The following is a 17,732-nucleotide window of genomic DNA, read 5'->3' as shown; positions in this document are numbered from 1 at the left end:
CACGACGGGGGGACAGTAGCATGACAGCGGACGACGCGGATGGGAACCGTATCGTCGACTACGAACTGTTTGAAGTGCCGCCGCGCTGGCTCTTCCTCCGCTTGGAGACGGCCGACGGCACCGTCGGCTGGGGCGAACCCGTCGTCGAGGGCCGCGCCCACACTGTGCGTGCCGCCGTCGAGGAACTGCTGGACAGCTATCTCGTCGGACAGAATCCCGAGAACATCCAGGACCACTGGCAGGCGATGTACCGCGGCGGCTTCTACCGCGGCGGCCCGGTCCTGATGTCGGCCATCGCCGGCATCGACCAGGCGCTGTGGGACATCAAGGGCAAGCAACTCGGCGCGCCGGTCCACCAGTTGCTGGGCGGCCAAGCCCGAGACCGGATTCGGGTGTACCAGTGGATCGGCGGCGACGAACCCTCAGACGTGGCCGATGCCGCACGCGAGCAGGTCGACGCCGGGTTCACAGCGCTGAAGATGAACGCGACGCCGGAAATCGAGCGCATCGACGACCCTGCGACGGTCGAGGCGGCCGCGACGCGCCTGCGTGAGGTCCGCGAGGCCGTCGGTCCAGAGGTCGACATCGGCGTTGACTTCCACGGTCGGGTCACGAAGCCGATGGTCAAGCGGCTGGCCTCGGCGATGGAACCGTACGACCCGATGTTCATCGAGGAGCCGGTCCTCCCGGAGCACAACGACGCCCTGCCGGCCATCGCCGCCCACACCGAGATTCCCATCGCGACCGGCGAGCGGATGTACTCGCGCTGGGACTACAAGGAGGTGTTCGAGAACGGTGCCGTCGACCTCATCCAACCGGACCTCTCCCACGCCGGCGGCATCACCGAGGTGTACAAGATCGCGTCGATGGCCGAGGCCTACGACGTGGCGATGGCCCCCCACTGCCCGCTCGGCCCGGTCGCGCTGGCGTCGTGTGTGCAGGTCGACGCCTGCTCGCCAAACGCCCTCATCCAGGAGCAGAGCATCAACATTCACTACAACGAGACTTCGGATGTGCTTGACTACCTGGCCGACCCATCGGTGTTCGACTACGAGGACGGCTTCGTTACCGTGCCCACTGACCCCGGCCTGGGTATCGATATCAACGAGGACTTCCTCCGGGAGCAGTCCCAGCAGGAGGTCGACTGGCACAACCCCGTCTGGCGACACGACGACGGCAGTGTCGCCGAGTGGTAGCCCGGCTGCTCCTCCGCATTAACGACCGGCTATCCACCGTCTTCATCTCGTTGCTATAGACCGTGAGACCGGTGTCACAGACAAAGGAAAGGGCTCATATCCCGCGCCCGACACGTACCTGTATGGCCTCGTCAACGTCGTGGAAGCGCGATTTCGCGAGCGGCCTCATCGTCCTGTTGCCCCTGCTGGTGACGATTTACGTTATCTTCTATCTCTACTCCATTCTCGCGTCCGCAGCGGTCATCCCGGCGATCGACGCCGAACTCCTGTCGGCGCTCGGACTTCCGTCGAGCGCCGGGTTCGAGACGTTCGCACGGGTGTTCACGACGCTGATCATCTTCATCCTGATCGTCTTCTCCATCGGCTACCTGATGCGAACGGCGTTCGGCGATCTCGTCGAGCGGGCCATCGACGACGTGATGAACCACGTGCCCGGGCTTCGGGTGGTGTACAACGCCTCGAAGATGGCGGTCGAAACGGCCGTCTCAGGAACTGAAGATCTCCAGGCGCCGGTGAAGCTCGAAGTGTGGGACGGGATGCGGATGACGGCGTTCAAAACGGGACAGACGACCGATGACGGGCGTGACGTGCTCTTCCTGCCGACCGCGCCGAACATCACGACGGGCTACGTCGTCGAGGTCGAACCCCACCGCTACGAGGAAGTCGACGAGCGCGTCGAGGAAGCACTGACACGCATTCTCAGCGCTGGCTTCGGTGATACGGACCGCAGCACCGCCACGCCGATTCCGGTTGCCGACGAGGAAGAACTCGCGGACGACTGACGCCGCTCAGTGCGCCATCAGATGTAGCGGAACCACTCTTCGCGCTCGCCGCTCTCTATCACATCGAAGAAGGCCGACTGGATGTCGTCGGTGACCGGCCCCTTTGTCCCTTCGCCGATCTCGTTGTCGTCGACGCTCCGGATTGGCGTGACTTCCGCTGCAGTCCCGGTGAAGAACAGCTCGTCAGCGGTGTACAGCTCACCGCGGGAGATGGTCGCTTCCTCGTGGACGGTGTAGCCCATCTCTTCGGCAAGCGTGATCGCGGTGTTGCGGGTGATACCTTCGAGGATGCTCTCGGCCAGTCCGGGGGTGTAGATTTCGCCGTCCCGAACCATGAAGATGTTCTCGCCGGGGCCTTCGGCGACGTTGCCCTCCTTGTTCAGGACGATAGCCTCGGTGTAGCCGTTCCGGCGGGCTTCTTCGCCGGCGAGCATGCTGTTGACGTACAGGCCGGTCGTCTTGATGTTGGTCGGAATCTGGCTGGAGGCGTGCTTGCGCCAGGACGACACCATCACGTCGACGCCCTCCTCCAGGGCTTCCTCGCCGAGATACGCACCCCACGGCCACGCCGCGATGGTGGTCTTCGTCGGGCAGCTCTTCGGACTCACGCCCAGCGAGTCGAAGCCGTAGTAGACGATGGGGCGGATGTAACAGGATTCGAACCCTTCCGTCTCGATGAGTTCCGTTGTCGCCTCGGTGAGTTCCTCCTTGCTGAACCCGATGTCGAGGTCGTAGGGCTTTGCGGACTTGTACAGGCGGTCCAGGTGCTCCTCCCAGCGGAAGATGGCCGGCCCCTGCTCGGTGTCGTAACAGCGGACGCCCTCGAAGACGCCGGTGCCGTAGTGCAGCGCGTGGGTTAGGACGTGGGTCTGTGCGTCCTCGAAGTCGACGAACTCGCCGTCCATCCAGATGCGGTCGGCCCCCTCGAACATCTCCGGACGGTCGCTCATCGCGCGACCCCCCCGGTGTGTCGACAGTCACGGTGCCCGCGGGTGATTCCCCCTGCTGTCTCGTCGTGTGTCATATCTACTCCATTGATGTCCGTGTTTAAGAGTGTTGACGGTCGGCTCGCGGGCCTGTGCTCCCGAGGTGCGGACAGCGTCGGATGCCCGCGAGTGAGTAAACACTATACCGACCACAATCGTGTGGCTCCGGTATGTCAGAGTCCGCTCTGCAACGGTCTCTCCATCGGGGCGTCGCGATGCTGCTGGTCCCGCTGGGACTGCTCCTTATCCAGATTGAGGTCGTCACGCGAAACCTGTCCGGCGTCGTCGAATCGCCGCTCCCCGGCGTTTCGCGGGCAGTCGGGACTGTTGTCGTCGTCGGTGCGGGTCTGTATCTCCTCGCGAGCGTCGCGCGACAGGTGTACGAGGCGGCCGACACTCCCTTCTAAACCGACCTCGCGGTCAGTCGAACCGCTCCAGCAGACTGGCCCCTTCGACGTACACCAGCCCTTCGCGCTCGGCGTAGGCCCGCGCCGCCGCCGGGGGCAGCGCCGCGCCGGTCTCGTCGTCTAACATCTCACAGACGACGGCAGCTTCGGGCAGGTCGGCCGCGGCCGCAAGCGCGAGCGCGAGTTCGGTGTGGCCCTCGCGGTCGGCCAGGCCGTCCGGGGCCGCACGGAGGAGGTGGACGTGCCCCGGCGACCGGAACGCCTCGCTGAAGGCCTCGGGGTCAGGGTCCGTCGCGACGGCGGCCAGTTCCCGGATCGTCAGCGAGCGGTCGTCGTCGGTGATGCCGGTGAAGGTGTCGCGGTGGTTCACCGTCAGCGAGAACGAGGAGCGCTCGTCGTAGGCGAGGTCGTGGTCGGCCGCCGTTGGGTGGTCCAGCACGTCCTGCATGAACGGTAATTCCAGCGCCTCGGCGACGCGGTCCGAGAGGGCGACACAGACGAGGCCGCCGGCGTCGTTTCGCATCCGTGCGACGGCCTCGGGCGTGACGGCACCGGCCGGATAGACGAGGTCCGTCTCGCCCTCGCGGTCGGCGGCGTCGTGGACCAGTACCGGCTCGCCGCGGGCGAACGCCGCGACGGCATCGGCCACGCTGTCGGCGTCGATGGCGGCGTCCTCACTCCGAGACATGCACGACCACCTCGTCGCCGTCGGCCAGTTCCAGAACTTCGCGGAGCTTCTCCGGTGCGATGACTTCCAGTTGCTCCTCGCCGTGGTGGGTCCGCTCGGGCGCGATGACGTGGGCCGGCTCGTACTCGCCGTCGCTGCCCTCTATCGAGGCGGGGTAGCAGTACGCGGGGCCGTAGGTCCGTTCGTCGTCTTCCCAGCCCTCGATGGTGACTGGCTCGATGGCGCTCATCCGCGCCCGCTTGCGGACGCTCTCGGCCGTGAGTTCGAGATTGAGCGTGCCCGCGAACGGCTCGTACCCCAGCCGCTCGATGAACTGCTCCATGTAGCCCGGCAGCGTGATGTAGTGTCGCCCCTCGCCCATCCCGGAGGTGACGACGCCGGTCAGGTCGACGCTGGCGTCGGACTCGAAGATCCGCCGGTAGTCGGCGTATTCGGACTGGAGCCGGCGCTCGCCGTCACCGGTCAGTTCGATCTCCTGCCCGTCGCTGACGATGTTCCGGGTCAGCAGTCCGGCGTCTTCGAGCCGCTGGAGCCGCCGCGAGGCGGTCTGGTTCGAGGCGTCCAGTCGTTCAGCAAGGTCGGCACAGGACACTTTCGTCGACTCATCGAGCGCGCCGTCGAGGGCGAGCAGTTTCAGCGTCGCCAACTCGTCCCGGCCGACGCCCTGTCCCGTTGATTCAGCCATGCACCGACGTAGGGATTCCCGCCGGATAAGCATACCGAAGGTGGAATGCATTCCACTTTTGGAACGACGAAAAACTAGTATAGGGTTGGTAGCAGAAGCGTACCATGTTGTTTTCACCCGATACAATTCAAACCACTGCCTAACACGTTCCCCCATCGCGCTGCTGTGATGATGCCGTCTCGTCGCCGTCGTAATTAGTACTCAACGAGCGCGTCTTGTTCCCGAGACCACCTTGTTCCGCTTCGGTGCGCGGAGCGCACCACTCGCGCAAAAACGTGGTCTTGCTGAGCGAAGCGAAGCAAGGCTCGAAAGACGAGCGCAGCGTGTCTTTCGGTGGCGAAAAAGCGGCTCGCTTTGCTCGCCGTCACGCCTCAGTACTCCACGAACTCGTCCTGCTCCCAGAACTCGCTCGATTTCTCCAGTTTCGGGACCCACGTGTTCTCGTCCTCGGCGAGCATCGCCACGCGGGAGTCTTCGACCTCCTTCAGGACATCGTGGTCGGGGAGGTACTCGCCCATCTCCTGCGTGAACTCTCGGACTTCGCTGTGGTCGGGCATCGAATCCCGGTCGAGACGGCCCCGCGAATGGCCGACGTGCATGTACGCCTTCATCTCGACGAAGTCCGCGTCGGCCCGGTCGCACATCGCCGCGTACCACTCGGGGTGGTGCATGTTGTGGCCCTTGACCAGCGTGGTCCGGATGACGGTTCGGGTGTCGTCCTTCGCGGCCAGTACGTCCAGCGTGTCGATGAGCGAGTCCCAGGCGTCGTCCTCCATCGCCTGCACCGTCGAATCGAACGTCTGGCGGTCGGCGGCGTCGACGGAGACGTAGAGTTGGGTCGGGTCACACCGCTCCAGCATCTCCGTGTTGGTCCCGTTGGAGACGAGGAACGTGGTGATGTCGCGGTCGTGGAACTCCTCGATGAGTTCCGGCAGGTGCGGGTACAGCGTGGGTTCGCCGTCCAGCGAGATGGCGACGTGGCGCGGTTCCATCGCCTGGTCGAACACCTCGCGCGGGACTTCGTCGTTCCCGCCGAAGCCGGAGAGGAGTTTCCGCTGGAGTTCCACGGAGGCGTCGGCGACCGCCGCGGGGTCGTCCCACTCCACGTCGCCGAGTTCGTACGCGTGGCCGGCGTGGTCGCGCCAGCAGAAGACACAGCGCTCGTTGCATTTGACGACTGGCGTCATCTGGATGCAACGGTGGGACTCGATACCATAGAAGATGTACTTGTAACACTTCCCCTCCCCGCGCAGGGCGTTTTTGGTCCAGCCGCAGGTCTGGGCGGCCGTGTGGTTCTCGCTGTGGTAGGCCGGGTCCGAGACCTGCTTCGGACCGCCGTCGGCGTCACTCATTGCTGTCGGGTTCAACAGCCAGCGGCAAAAACTCCCGGATGTTGTGCGTCAACCGGTTCGGTGTAGAACTTACGTCAGCTTGACGATGGGGTTGCTCATGTGGTGGCCGACGACGTTGCCGTTCTCCATGATTCGGTCGTAGCCATCGTCGTCGACTTCGATTCGGGTTTCGCTGTCCTTCTGCATCAGGTAGAGTGTTTTGTGCATACACCTGTGGATGCCCCTGATAGGCAAGACCAGAACTACTAGGTGTATAGATGCGCGCTGTGATGTATGCTATATGTATCAAACCCCGGCGGAGATGTATCTCAGCCGGAAGATTTTGGGGGGTCGACGATGAGTACATTAGTATGGGAGTAATTGACACAGTCTCCGAGCTGTTCGGCTCCGGAGAACGACACTACCGGTTCCGCTGTGACGACTGCGGGACCGAGTTCGCACAGCGCGCGGCGACGGACGAGGACCTGACCTGTCCTGAATGTGGCGCTGGGGCGGTGCGACCGGCCGAGGCGGCGTAAGACGGGTCGCGGGCGACACGCACCTAACGGCCGAGGTCGTAGAACTCCTCGTTCGGGCGGATGTCGGCGAGCTGTGCCAGGCGGTTCGAGAGGTTGAAGAAGGCGGCGACACTGCCGATGTCCCAGATCGCACGGCGGCTGTAGCCGTACTCCTCCAGCCGTTCGAGGTCCTCGTCCTCAATGCGGGCTGGCGACTCTGTTAGCTTCACCGCGAAATCGAGCATCGCCCTGTGGGTCTCGTTGATGTCGGCCGTCCGGTGGTTCGCGGCGACCTGCTCGGCGAGTTTGGGCGCGTCGGCGTAGATGCGAAGCAACGCGCCGTGGGCAACGATACAGTAGAGGCAGTCGTTGACGCCGCTGACCGCGACGATAATCATCTCTATCTCCTCGCGCTCCAGTGCTGTCTCTTCGACCAGCGCGTCGTGGTAGGCAAAAAACGCCCGGAAGTGCGAGGGACGGTACGCCATTGCCTGGAAGATGTTCGGGGTGAAGCCGGCGCGGTCGGTCTCCTCTTCGATGCGCTCCTGTATGTCCTCGGGGAGGGAATCGATGTCCGGCGCGTCGAACCGACTCATTATCGTGTCGGAGTCTACCATATCGTACGTCGGACCGCCCTCGGCTTGAAAGTTCGCCGCCTGCCCGGTCATGGCCGGAAAGAGATGGTGTATAGCTTTTGGGGGGACGTGGTAGGAAGTCGAACAGCCCCGCCGTCGCTTTTGACACCCGACGTGACCAGTCGAACGCATGTCAACGACGACAGAAACGACACAAACCTACGATTTCGGCACTGGCAACTGGAAAGCGGGCGTGCTCGGCGGCATCATCGGGAGCGCCGTCATGGGGGCGCTGATACTGGTGATGAACCCCCCGACACTTGCCGTTGCGATTCCCTCGCTGTACGGGCTTGCGCCGCCGCCGAGTCCGGGGGCCGGTCTCGTCGTCCACCTCTCGCACGGCGCGGTGATGGGCGTGATATTTGCGGGGCTGGCGAGTCTGCTGAACGCGGAGTCGTCCGAAAAACTGCTCGGACTCGGCGTCGGCTGGGGTGTCGTTACGTGGGCCGTCTTCGCGGCGCTGGTGATGCCGGTCTGGCTCGGCGTCGTCGGCTCGCCGGCCTCGCCGCCGTTCCCGAACTTCGCGCCGCCGTCGCTGCTGTGGCACGTCGTCTACGGCGTTGTTCTCGGCGGCGTGTACGCCGTCACTGCGGACCGGCTCTGAACCGTCACACCTGCCGCTACTGCTCCTGAAACACGGTCCACTGGCGCTCGTCGGTCTCGGCGTCGGCGATTGCTTCGACCTTCTCGCGCTGCAGGTCGCCCAACTGCGCTGTCGCCAGCAGCACCCACGACAGGAACTCCCCACGGAGTCGCTCCCGGACTGTTTCGGGCGGCTGTGGCGTGTAGACGTACACGTGGCCGCCTTCCGGCCTGATGCGCCGACGCTTCTCGACGACGCCGAGGTCGGCGAGGTGGTTGAGATGCCGGGCAACGACGCTCCGGTCGTAGCCGATCTGCTCTGCCAGAGCCGCGACAGTCAGTTCACCGCCCTCCATCACGCAGAGACAGACATCCAGTTCCGTGCCGGACATATCGAAGACGGTCCGTAGCAGGGTTTCGAGGGACGGCTCGCTGACCGCTGTCTCCGCTGTCTCGGCCGCGGCCATCGGCCCGCCACAGCAGGTCGGGCGGTTTCGCCCGATACCGACGCCACCGCAGGCCGCACACTCGAACAGTCGTAGTTCATCAGCGGATATTGTCATAAAATGACGTACTCACCCCGCCGATAGAAGCTTCAGGTATGTTGGGGGTAACTGACATGCCCGCTCGTGGGCCGCGTTTTTCGCCCTGTGATATAGATGTTAGTCCAAAGGTCTAAGCCCTCCCGGGACCGAATACAAGTCACTATGAGCACTGAAACCGAGGACGCCAACGACCTGCGCGAGCGAATCACGAACTTCCTGCGCCGCAACTTCCCCCAGATCCAGATGCACGGCGGGAGCGCGGCCATCGAGGAAATCGACCGCGAGGAAGGCAGCGTCACGATCCGCCTCGGTGGGGCCTGTTCCGGCTGTGGCATCTCACCGATGACCATCCAGGCCATCAAGACGCGCATGACCAAGGAGATCCCGGAGATCAACGAGGTCACCGCGCGCACTGGGATGGACCAGCAGGAAGGCATGGCCGGCGGCAGCGGCGGCATGAGCCCCTCTTTCCCCGGCGAGTCCCGCGGCGGCGATGTCGGCGGCGACGAAGACGAAGGCCCCGAAGCGCCGTTCTGAGGCCAGTTCTCATCCGTTTTTTGAAAGTGGGTAGCCGCAGGTGCGGAAGCGTCTGCGCGGTCGTCGGTACTGCACCAGCGAGCCACACAGATTAAGACGACGGGGACAGACGGCGGGGATATGGAGACGGTCGATACAGTTGTCTGGGCGCTGTGGGCGATGTTGCCGGCGTACATTCCGAACAACGCCGCGGTACTGGCCGGCGGCGGCAGACCGATAGACGGCGGCCGAACGTGGGGCGGGCGGCGGGTGCTCGGCGACGGCAAGACCTGGCGCGGGACGCTCATCGGCACGCTTGCCGGCACGCTGCTCGCGCTCGGGCTGACTCAGATTGCGCCCAGCGCGAGCGCCGCGCTGGGGGCCGACCTCCCGACGTTTTCCCTCCGTGCGGGACTCGGACTCGCCTTCGGCGCGATGCTCGGGGACATCGGGGCCTCCTTCCTCAAACGCCGGACGGGACGGGAGCGCGGGGCCGCATTCCCTGGGCTGGACCAGCTAGATTTCGTCGTCGGGGCGTTGCTCTGTGCGTTCGTGGCCGCGCCGTCGTGGTTCACTGAGACATTCACGCTCCCGGTACTGGTCGTCGTCGTCGTGGCGACACCGGTATTACATATCGTAACCAACGGCATCGCCTACGTGTTCGGCCTGAAAAACGAGCCGTGGTAACGTACCGTCGTCTCCCCAGAAGCTACATATCTAGCGGCCGAAACCGCTCTTGATGGCCCTGACAAATCCCTTCCCGACCGTCACGCGCGGCCCTCCAGTCGTTAAACGCGCGACGGTCACCGGCGTGGTCTGTGCGGCGATATTTCTGCCGGTCATGTACGTGCTCCTGCACGCGTTCGTAGTGATAACAATAAGCGTCGGTCCCGTCCATACGCTCAACCGACTCATCGACTTCGCCCTCGTCGCCGGCGGTTTGACGACGTTCGTCGCGGGGTTCGCGTCGCAGGTCCTGTTCGAGGCTGTCCTCGCCGAGTCGTCCTCGTAACTCCAGCGAACCGACGAAGAAGTGCGTTTTTACGCGCTGACCGAGGAGTGACGGGTATGACAACACGCGGGGAGACACTGCAACTGGCGACGCGGGGGTCGGACCTCGCGTTACGCCAAGCGGAGACGGTCCGGGACGCGCTGAGCAGTCGCCGGCTCTCGGTCGAACTCGTCGAGGTGGAGACGACGGGCGACCAGATCCGGGACGAACTGATTCATCGGCTCGGCAAGACCGGCGCGTTCGTCCGCAGCCTCGACGAGAAGGTGCTCGACGGTGACCTCGACGCGGCGGTCCACTCGATGAAGGACATGCCGACCGAGCGGCCCGACCGCCTCGTCGTCGCGGGGGTCCCCGAGCGGGCCGCCGCCGAGGACGTGCTGGTGACGCCGGATGGCCGCTCGCTCGATGAACTCCCGGAGGGCGCGACCGTCGGCACGTCGAGCCTGCGGCGCAAGGCGCAGTTGCTCGCCGAACGTGACGACCTCACCGTGGAACCGCTGCGGGGCAACGTCGACACGCGCATCGCGAAACTGCTGGCCCCGTCGCTCCAGCAGGAACACCAGGAGCGCCACGAGGCCGAACAGGAGCGGAAGGGCGACGCCGGTGACCCCGACACTGACGAGGATGAGGAACACCCCTACGACCGCACCGTCGAGGAGTGGTTCGACGACCTCACCGAGTTCGAGCGGCGGGCGATGGAGCGGGACCCGGACACCGAGTACGATGCCATCGTGCTGGCGAAGGCGGGCCTCCACCGGGCCGGCCTCACGCGCTACGTCGGGATGTCTGACCTTGACCCCGACCGGTTCGTGCCGGCCCCGGGCCAGGGCGCGCTGGCGGTGACCGCCGTCGACGGCGACCTCGCGCTGGACATCAAGGACCGGCTCGATGACCCCCAGACCCGCGTCGAGACGACTGTCGAGCGGACGATTCTGGAAGAACTCGGCGGCGGCTGTGTCGCCCCCATCGGTGTCCACGCCCATCTCGAAGGTGCAGTCGTCCACACGCGGGTCCGCGTCCTCTCACAGGACGGGACCGAGGAGGTGTCCGTCGCGCGGGACCTCCCGGCCGAGTACCACATCGACGCGGCACAGGACCTCGCGGCCGAACTCGCCGAACAGGGCGCTGACGACCTCATCGCCGAGGCAAAGCGGGACTCGACGGGGGCCGACGACGACGCATCGACGGCGCGGGAGGAAGACGAATAATGGCGGACACCGCGCCCGGGAAGGTGTACCTGGTCGGTTCCGGCCCCGGCGACCCGGACCTGTTGACGGTCAAGGCAAAGCGCCTGCTGGAGGAGGCCGATGTCGTGTTACATGACAAGCTCCCCGGCCCCGAAATCATCGGGATGATTCCCGAGGAGAAGCGCGAGGACGTGGGCAAACGCGCCGGCGGCGAGTGGACGCCCCAGGAGTACACGAACGCCCGGCTGGTCGAACTCGCCGAGGACGGCAACACCGTCGTCCGGCTGAAAGGCGGCGACCCGACGGTCTTTGGCCGCGGCGGCGAGGAACTGGCCCACCTCGCGGAGAACGGGATTCCAGTCGAGATCGTCCCCGGCATCACGAGCGCCATCGCCGGCGCGGAAGCCGCCGGGATTCCGGTCACCCATCGCGATTACACTTCCTCGGTCTCGTTCGTCACGGGCCACGAGGACCCCACGAAGGACGAGTCGGCCGTCGACTGGGACGCGCTCGCGGCGACCGGCGGCACGCTCGTCGTCCTGATGGGCGTCGGCAAACTGCCACAGTACACCGAGGCCCTGCGCGACGCGGGGATGGACCCCGACACGCCGGTCGCGCTCATCGAACGCGCGACTTGGCCCGACCAGCAGGTCGCCACCGGAACGCTCGACACTATCGTCTCGGTCCGCGACGAAGCCGGCATCGAGCCCCCCGCTATCACCGTCATCGGCGAGGTGGCGGGCGAACGCGAGCGGGTGGTGGAGTTCCTGGAGGGATACTGATGCGCGAGGAACCGCGCCTCCGCGTGGCCGCCTTCCGCCCCGACGACGACCGACTCGACGACGCGGTCGAGCTGCTGGAATCGCTCGGTGCCGACCCGGTTCCGGACCCGATGCTTGCGGTCGACCCGGCGACGGTGGCTGAGGGCAGTGATGCCACCGAGGACGAGGACGGCGATGAAACCCCGGTCACGCCGCGAACCGACGCTGACTTCGTTATCCTGACGAGCAAGACCGGCGTCGAACTCGCCGCCGCGGCCGACTGGGACCCCGGTGAGGCGACGGTGTGCGCCATCGGCCAGTCGACGGCAGAAGCGCTCCACGAGGCCGGCTACGGCGTCGATGTCATCCCCGCCGAGTACTCTTCGTCGGGACTTGTTGAGGCGCTGGCCGACGCGGTGGACGGTACGAAGGTCGAAGTCGCCCGGTCGGACCACGGCTCCGCGGTGCTGACCGACGGGCTGGAGGCCGCCGGTGCGTACGTCCACGAAACCATACTGTATCGGCTGGTCAGGCCGGAAGGGGCGGGCGAATCAGCGACACTAGCGGCCGACGGCAATCTCGACGCGGCGCTGTTCACCTCCTCACTCACGGTCGAACACTTCCTCGATGCGGCCACGGACCGCGGGGTCCGCGACGACGCCATCGACGGGCTGAACGAGGCGACCGTCGGCGCTATCGGTGCGCCGACGCGAGAAACGGCCGAGGATGCCGGCATCTCGGTTGATGTCGTTCCCGACCAAGCCGACTTCGAAGCGCTGGCCTGCGAGACCGTCGAAGCGGCGGCTCCGACACACCACGAGTAGCGACTCCGGCGCGGTTTCGTCGGCTCTCCGGGGTTACTCCGCGGCTTCTTCGACGGCTTCGCGCTCGTCCATCTCGGCACGTAGCGTCGCCAGTTCGTTCTCGACGGCCCGTTCGCTGGAGAGGCGGTCGAGTTCCTGGTCGATGGAGTCGCTCCCGTCGAGGACGGATTCGATCTGGCCGCTCTCTTCGAGTTCCTCCAGCGCGGCCGCCCGCGCTTCCATCTGCTCGGTGCGCTCCGTCGCGCGCTCGATGGAGCGATGCACGTCGGCCATCGTATCGCCAGCGCCGGTAAAGGCCTCTGAGACCCGGGCCGACGCCTCGGCGGCCTGATAGCGGGCCTTCATCGTCTCCTTTTTCGTGCGGAACTGCTCTATCTGGCTGCTGAGTTCGGCCCGCTTGCCGACCAGCCGGTCCTGGGTCTCCTGTAAGTCGTCTATCTGGCCTGTTAGCTCCGTTATCTGGCTGACGTTGATCTGCTTTTTCTCCAGCGCTCGACGTGCGAGGTCGTCGCGTCCCTCTTGGAGGGCGGCTCGGGCCTGCGTGTCGTGTTTCTCGACGTTCGAGCGCAACCGCTGGCGGTGTATCTCCAGGCGTTTCTTCTGTGTCGTCACGTCGGCGATACCGCGGGTCACGTCCTGGAGTTCGTCCCGCATCTGTTCGTAGGAGTAGTCTAGTTCTGCCGCCGGGTCCGAAGTTCGATTGAGCAGGGCGTTGAGTTTGGCGCGAACTGCGAACGCGAACCGTCGGAGAAGGCTCATCGCGCTCGCTCCGGTCGGCAGGTGGCTCGAAGCGATACTGACTGCGGCGCGGTCGTGACAGCGAACATATACTCTCGTATGGCTGATACCACTATAATAACAGGGTGTCATCCAGTTTAATACGGACTTACTCGGCGACAACGACGGAAATCCGTGGCTTATCGACCTTACCGTCTGGCTACTTGATGGGTGGGCGGATCAATGAACGGATAACGATGACACGACCCCTCCTGTTGACGGTCGGCACGCTGGCACTCGCACCGGCACTCCTGACGGTGGTGGCCGCGGCCGTGCCCGTAGCGGATGACGGTGACACCGGTCCGGGGAGGGATGTGAATGAGATGGTGCCGGGAGCCGGTCGGTAGGCCCATGTACGAGAAGTCATTTGCCCTCCTCGGCGTCTTCCTGCTCCTGCTTTCGGGGGGTGGCGCTGCGTACGTCACCGGTATCGGCCCGTTTCAGGCGGAGAGCAGCGGCGACGGCATCTCGGAGTTCCCGACGGAGACGACCGAAGTCGCCGAGACTGACGCCGCAGGCGGCGACAGTGACCCGTCAGCCGGCGGAGCCGCCAGTTCGCCACCGTTCGATTTCACCGTCGGTGCCATCGAGGAGTGTGGCCGCACCTGCCGTGACGTGACCTCGACGCTGACGAACCAGCAAAACAGCACGGCCGAGCGCATCACCGTCTACACGCGGATTTATGCCGGGAACACCACCGACGGCGACGCGGTCTGGGAGGGGTCCGAGGATGTCGGGACACTCGAAGCAGATGACTCTTACACCACGACCCGCCGCGTCGACCTGTCGTTCGGTGACGCCTACACTATTGAACGGGCTGATGGCTGGATAACCGTCCAGACGACCGTCGAGACGGCCGACCGGACTGTCACGCTCAGCGAGCAGCGGAAAGTGGCCTGACGGGTCACACCGGACAGCCGCTGGGAGTGGCCGCACGTCTGAACGTTTTTATCCCGGAGCGCACCTATCCCCGGTACGATGACTACGACCGGCCCCGTGCCAGCGCTCGCCGACCGCGCGGCCGCCTGTGCTGACCGCCTCCGGGCGGCCGACCGCGTGTTGCTGGCCTCCCACATCGACGCCGACGGGCTGACCAGCGCCGCCATCGCCACCGCGGCGCTGTCGCGGGCCGGTATCCCCGTCGAGACCGTATTCAAAAAGCAACTCGACGCCGCCGAAATAGAGAGCATCGCGGCCCGTGAGTACGACACTGTCTTGTTCACCGACTTCGGCTCGGGCCAGCTTGATGTCATTTCCGAGCACATCGCCGCGGGGGACTTCGAGGCGGTCATCGCCGACCATCACCAGCCCGCCTCGCCCGACGACTGCCACCCCGACGCGGTTGTCGACACCGACGGCTACGCCGACTTCGACGCCCACCTGAATCCCCTGCTTGAGGGCCTCAACGGTGCATCGGAGCTCTCGGGTGCTGGTGCGGCGTACGTCCTCGCCCGCGCGCTCGCCGACGGCGACACCGACAACCGCGACCTCGCCGCGCTGGCGGTCGTCGGCGCAGTGGGCGATATGCAGGCCGTCGGCGGCGAACTCGTCGGGGCCAACGCCGGTCTCGTCGAGGAGGGCATCGACGCCGATGTGCTTGAGGAAGGGACCGACCTCTCGCTGTACGGCAAGCAGACCCGGCCGCTGCCGAAGCTGCTTGAGTACGCCACGGAAGTCCCGATACCGGGCATCTCGAACGACCAGGCCGGCGCGACTCGGTTTCTGGAAGATCTCGGACTGGACCTGAAAGCCGACGGCGACTGGCGGACGTGGGCGGACCTCTCTGATGACGAGCGCCAGACCGTCGCCAGCGGGCTGGTCCAACGAGCCGTCGAGCGCGGCGTGCCGGCGGACAAGATCGAGACGCTCGTCGGGACGACCTACACGCTGACGGCGGAACCGCGCGGGACGGAACTCCGGGATGCCAGCGAGTTCTCGACGCTGTTGAACGCCACCGCCCGCTACGAGCGGGCGGACGTGGGGCTGGCGGTGTGTCTCGGCGAGCGGGACGCCCCGCTCGAACGCGCGCGGACGCTGCTGTCGAACCACCGCCGAAATCTCTCCGAGGGACTCTCGCTCGTTCAGGAGCGCGGCGTCACACAGGCCGGTTCCGTTCAGTGGTTCGATGCCGGTGACGCCATCCGCGAGACCATCGTCGGCATCGTTGCCGGGATGGCGCTGGGGACTGACGGCGTCGATTCGGACAAACCCATCATCGCCTTTGCCAGTACCGACGACGAGACGAAGGTCTCATCGCGGGCAACCGGCCCGCTGGTCGGCCGGGGCGTCGACCTCTCGGTCGTGATGCGTGAGGCCGCCCAATCGGTCGGCGGCGACGGCGGCGGCCACGACATCGCAGCGGGTGCGACCATCCCCGCCGGCGAGGAGTCGGCGTTCATTGAGGCGGCTGACGAGATTATCAGTGAGCAACTCTCGTAGCCGAACCGACGCAAACAGAGCGGGAGTGCGGTTTATGACACTTCGTACCAGTATCGGCAATAAAAGCTATACGTCCGCTTCTCCGAACACCCGACGATGGACTCTCGGGGCCTGTTCGATATCGCACTCGTCGTCGTTGCTGGCCTGTTAGCTTACACTGAGACGTTTGGATTCGCAAACCCGCGGACGACACTTGAAGAGATTATCACGGCAATTGCCGCACTGGATATCCGCGTGTTTCTCGTGCTGGGCGGTATCTTCGGTATCTGCTTTGTCGCGTATCTCACGGTGTATCTCCCCCAGAAGAACGCGCGTACGATCCAACGCTGAATATCGGGCCATCTTTATCCCCAGCCCCGTACCCTTCTGGCAATGACCGAGTTCGACCCCGAGAAGTTCGAGGACAAGTACGCGAACTACTTCACGGAGCTCCAGAAGGCCTACAAGAACGCCTTCGAGCGGATGAACGACACGTACGACTCCGAACTGGTCCACGCCATCGACCAGCAGATCCTCAACGAGTCAGAACCGTTCTACGAGGACGGCGAGTTCACTGTCGAACTGCCCGAGAACCCGACTGAGCGGCTGTCGGCGATTATCGTCGACGACGAGAAACTCGACGCCGTCCTCTCCGAATACGTTGACGAGATCGAGCGCGAACTCCGCCGCGTGTTCGATATCGACGACTGAGTTCGGGGTTGCCTTTCCCGTGGTTCGGCAGCTACACTTCTCCGTTTCGTTCTGATTGGCTACCCGCGCGGTGACGCCTTATTCGCCGGGCGTCGGGGTCGGCGTTGCAGTGCCGTTCGGTTTCGGTGTGGGGGGCGACTCCGGTTCTGGGGTCGGTTCCGGTGCGGCTGGCGGAACGCTGCCACCGCCACCGGTACCTGGGAGTGCGCCACTAGGTCCGGACGCTCCGGATTCTGCTGGCTGTGGCGCGCCAGCGGGCGATTTCTCCCCCGTGACGAGGAAATCGAGCAGGTTCCCGACCAGTTGCTCGTTGTCGGCCCGGTAGAGGAACTCCTGGGTGAGGACGTTCGTGTCCCCGACAGCGACGACGTTCCCCGAGCGGGTGACGATGCCGTACGTCCCTTGTCGCCGGGTCTGTGAGAGCGTGGTCCGTTCTGTCGCCGAGACAGCAGTGTCACCGCCCTGTACGGGGATGGCGGCGTAGAAGACCGTCCGGTCGACACCGTCCGTGAGCGCCGAGTCACCCGTCGGTGTCGCGTAGACGCTCCGGTAGTTGGTGTCGTACTCGTGCATGTTGTAGAGGTAGCCGTTCCCGTACGAGAGCCCGTACTGACTCAGTAGCGGGGCCATCGGCTTGGTCACGCTCTCCGAGGTAGTCGGACTGAGCAGTCCCACTCCGACGGCACTCGCCTGTGCGGGTTCGTTCAGCAGAAGGACCCGACCGCCGGCGTCGGTGAACGCGGTCAGGCCGTTCAGTTCGCTCTCGGTGTAGCGTTGCTCCGCACCGAGGACGACGAAGGCATCAGCCGAGCGAAGCGACGCGTTGAGCGGGCGACCGTTCTGTCGCTCACCGACGTGGTACCGCACCGTCGCACCGTTTTCCGTCAGTGTCGATACGAGCGGCGTGAGGGCCTCGCGGTCGATACTCCCGGCGTGGGCCACGTCGATAACGACAACCTTCCCGGATGCGTCGGCCGACATCGAGAGTTCACCGCTCTCCTCGGGCGGTGTCGCGACGGCCTCGTCGCTGTTGAACGACGCGGCGTTCAGTTGGGATACCTCGGGGGCTGTGTGGCTCCCCCCGCCAATCGCCGCGGTTCCGACGACCGCCGCGAGGACGACCACGGCGGCGAAAAAGCCTGCACGGGCGATGGCACTCGTCGCACTCATC

25 protein-coding genes are annotated in these 17,732 nt (G+C 65.2%); 16 read left to right on the top strand and 9 right to left on the bottom strand.

What is annotated here, in order from left to right; genetic code table 11:
• Positions 1–20 precede the first annotated feature (20 nt).
• Positions 21–1,196: a galactonate dehydratase gene (gene dgoD / locus Harman_RS06785; protein ID WP_137683032.1), complete on the top strand. Its 1,176-nt coding sequence runs from the start codon at positions 21–23 to the stop codon at positions 1,194–1,196.
• A 122-nt stretch (positions 1,197–1,318) separates the two neighbouring features.
• Positions 1,319–1,978, top strand: a complete 660-nt coding sequence (locus Harman_RS06780; protein WP_137683031.1) for a DUF502 domain-containing protein — start codon at positions 1,319–1,321, stop codon at positions 1,976–1,978.
• A 17-nt stretch (positions 1,979–1,995) separates the two neighbouring features.
• Here the strand turns inward: Harman_RS06780 and Harman_RS06775 are convergent, their stop codons facing one another.
• On the bottom strand, positions 1,996–2,928 hold the full coding sequence (locus tag Harman_RS06775) for a branched-chain amino acid transaminase (protein ID WP_200830838.1): 933 nt from the start codon (positions 2,926–2,928) through the stop codon (positions 1,996–1,998).
• A gap of 206 nt (positions 2,929–3,134) precedes the next feature.
• Between Harman_RS06775 and Harman_RS06770 the strand changes: the two genes are divergently transcribed.
• Positions 3,135–3,371 carry a hypothetical protein gene (locus tag Harman_RS06770; protein ID WP_137683030.1) on the top strand — a complete coding sequence of 79 codons (237 nt, stop codon included), beginning with the start codon at positions 3,135–3,137 and terminating at the stop codon, positions 3,369–3,371.
• 13 nt (positions 3,372–3,384) lie between these two features.
• Here Harman_RS06770 and ribB read toward each other — a convergent pair whose 3' ends face one another.
• From ribB to Harman_RS21445, 4 genes are all read right to left on the bottom strand, one after another.
• A complete protein-coding gene (gene ribB, locus Harman_RS06765; RefSeq protein WP_137683029.1) occupies positions 3,385–4,059 on the bottom strand; it encodes a 3,4-dihydroxy-2-butanone-4-phosphate synthase in 675 nt (224 codons plus the stop codon).
• On the bottom strand, positions 4,046–4,744 hold the full coding sequence (locus Harman_RS06760) for a DUF120 domain-containing protein (protein ID WP_137683028.1): 699 nt from the start codon (positions 4,742–4,744) through the stop codon (positions 4,046–4,048). Before Harman_RS06760 ends, ribB begins: the two co-directional genes overlap by 14 nt.
• 371 nt (positions 4,745–5,115) lie before the next feature.
• Positions 5,116–6,096, bottom strand: coding sequence for a 4-demethylwyosine synthase TYW1 (gene twy1 / locus Harman_RS06755; RefSeq protein WP_137683027.1), 981 nt, complete (start codon positions 6,094–6,096; stop codon positions 5,116–5,118).
• 69 nt (positions 6,097–6,165) lie between these two features.
• The gene (locus Harman_RS21445; protein WP_200830837.1) at positions 6,166–6,303 is read right to left on the bottom strand and encodes a hypothetical protein; all 138 of its coding nucleotides are present in this window, start codon (positions 6,301–6,303) and stop codon (positions 6,166–6,168) included.
• A 143-nt stretch (positions 6,304–6,446) separates the two neighbouring features.
• Here Harman_RS21445 and Harman_RS06750 point away from each other — a divergent pair, with 143 nt between their 5' ends.
• Positions 6,447–6,614, top strand: a complete 168-nt coding sequence (locus Harman_RS06750; protein WP_137683026.1) for an FmdB family zinc ribbon protein — start codon at positions 6,447–6,449, stop codon at positions 6,612–6,614.
• A gap of 23 nt (positions 6,615–6,637) precedes the next feature.
• Here Harman_RS06750 and Harman_RS06745 read toward each other — a convergent pair whose 3' ends face one another.
• Positions 6,638–7,210, bottom strand: coding sequence for a peroxidase-related enzyme (locus tag Harman_RS06745; protein WP_137683025.1), 573 nt, complete (start codon positions 7,208–7,210; stop codon positions 6,638–6,640).
• 148 nt (positions 7,211–7,358) lie between these two features.
• Between Harman_RS06745 and Harman_RS06740 the strand changes: the two genes are divergently transcribed.
• Positions 7,359–7,832, top strand: coding sequence for a DUF6789 family protein (locus Harman_RS06740; RefSeq protein ID WP_137683024.1), 474 nt, complete (start codon positions 7,359–7,361; stop codon positions 7,830–7,832).
• Positions 7,833–7,848: 16 nt separating this feature from the next.
• Here Harman_RS06740 and Harman_RS06735 read toward each other — a convergent pair whose 3' ends face one another.
• Positions 7,849–8,373: a helix-turn-helix domain-containing protein gene (locus Harman_RS06735; RefSeq protein ID WP_137683023.1), complete on the bottom strand. Its 525-nt coding sequence runs from the start codon at positions 8,371–8,373 to the stop codon at positions 7,849–7,851.
• A gap of 144 nt (positions 8,374–8,517) precedes the next feature.
• Here Harman_RS06735 and Harman_RS06730 point away from each other — a divergent pair, with 144 nt between their 5' ends.
• From Harman_RS06730 to Harman_RS06705, 6 genes are all read left to right on the top strand, one after another.
• Entirely contained in the window at positions 8,518–8,892 is a 375-nt protein-coding gene (locus tag Harman_RS06730) for a NifU family protein (protein ID WP_137683022.1), read from the top strand.
• A 120-nt stretch (positions 8,893–9,012) separates the two neighbouring features.
• Entirely contained in the window at positions 9,013–9,558 is a 546-nt protein-coding gene (locus Harman_RS06725) for a CDP-2,3-bis-(O-geranylgeranyl)-sn-glycerol synthase (RefSeq protein ID WP_137683021.1), read from the top strand.
• 52 nt (positions 9,559–9,610) lie between these two features.
• Positions 9,611–9,883, top strand: a complete 273-nt coding sequence (locus Harman_RS06720) for a hypothetical protein (protein ID WP_137683020.1) — start codon at positions 9,611–9,613, stop codon at positions 9,881–9,883.
• A 56-nt stretch (positions 9,884–9,939) separates the two neighbouring features.
• Positions 9,940–11,091 (top strand): hydroxymethylbilane synthase, encoded by a 1,152-nt coding sequence (gene hemC / locus Harman_RS06715; RefSeq protein WP_137683019.1) that lies wholly within the window; start codon positions 9,940–9,942, stop codon positions 11,089–11,091.
• Positions 11,091–11,852 (top strand): uroporphyrinogen-III C-methyltransferase, encoded by a 762-nt coding sequence (gene cobA / locus Harman_RS06710; RefSeq protein ID WP_137683018.1) that lies wholly within the window; start codon positions 11,091–11,093, stop codon positions 11,850–11,852. The genes hemC and cobA overlap by 1 nt, the downstream gene beginning before the upstream one ends.
• On the top strand, positions 11,852–12,655 hold the full coding sequence (locus Harman_RS06705) for a uroporphyrinogen-III synthase (protein ID WP_137683017.1): 804 nt from the start codon (positions 11,852–11,854) through the stop codon (positions 12,653–12,655). The genes cobA and Harman_RS06705 overlap by 1 nt, the downstream gene beginning before the upstream one ends.
• A gap of 33 nt (positions 12,656–12,688) precedes the next feature.
• Here the strand turns inward: Harman_RS06705 and Harman_RS06700 are convergent, their stop codons facing one another.
• Positions 12,689–13,414 (bottom strand): PspA/IM30 family protein, encoded by a 726-nt coding sequence (locus Harman_RS06700; protein WP_137683016.1) that lies wholly within the window; start codon positions 13,412–13,414, stop codon positions 12,689–12,691.
• A 215-nt stretch (positions 13,415–13,629) separates the two neighbouring features.
• Between Harman_RS06700 and Harman_RS21215 the strand changes: the two genes are divergently transcribed.
• The 5 genes from Harman_RS21215 (at position 13,630) to Harman_RS06680 (ending at position 16,561) form a co-directional block, all read left to right on the top strand.
• On the top strand, positions 13,630–13,779 hold the full coding sequence (locus tag Harman_RS21215; protein WP_160140677.1) for a hypothetical protein: 150 nt from the start codon (positions 13,630–13,632) through the stop codon (positions 13,777–13,779).
• A gap of 4 nt (positions 13,780–13,783) precedes the next feature.
• Complete coding sequence (locus Harman_RS06695) at positions 13,784–14,332, top strand: hypothetical protein (protein ID WP_137683015.1); 549 nt, start codon at positions 13,784–13,786, stop codon at positions 14,330–14,332.
• Positions 14,333–14,410: 78 nt separating this feature from the next.
• A complete protein-coding gene (locus Harman_RS06690; protein WP_137683014.1) occupies positions 14,411–15,871 on the top strand; it encodes a single-stranded-DNA-specific exonuclease RecJ in 1,461 nt (486 codons plus the stop codon).
• A gap of 96 nt (positions 15,872–15,967) precedes the next feature.
• A complete protein-coding gene (locus Harman_RS06685) occupies positions 15,968–16,201 on the top strand; it encodes a hypothetical protein (RefSeq protein ID WP_137683013.1) in 234 nt (77 codons plus the stop codon).
• A 42-nt stretch (positions 16,202–16,243) separates the two neighbouring features.
• Complete coding sequence (locus tag Harman_RS06680; RefSeq protein ID WP_137683012.1) at positions 16,244–16,561, top strand: DUF5783 family protein; 318 nt, start codon at positions 16,244–16,246, stop codon at positions 16,559–16,561.
• Between the two features lie 78 nt (positions 16,562–16,639).
• Here Harman_RS06680 and Harman_RS06675 read toward each other — a convergent pair whose 3' ends face one another.
• On the bottom strand, positions 16,640–17,731 hold the full coding sequence (locus tag Harman_RS06675) for a DUF4350 domain-containing protein (protein ID WP_137683011.1): 1,092 nt from the start codon (positions 17,729–17,731) through the stop codon (positions 16,640–16,642).
• Position 17,732 lies beyond the last annotated feature (1 nt).

Origin of the sequence: Haloarcula mannanilytica (genome assembly GCF_005406125.1) — an archaeon.
Lineage (GTDB): Archaea > Halobacteriota > Halobacteria > Halobacteriales > Haloarculaceae > Haloarcula > Haloarcula mannanilytica.
The sequence above is the reverse complement of the archived record's forward strand: the minus strand, read 5'-3'. Positions and strand labels throughout refer to the sequence as shown.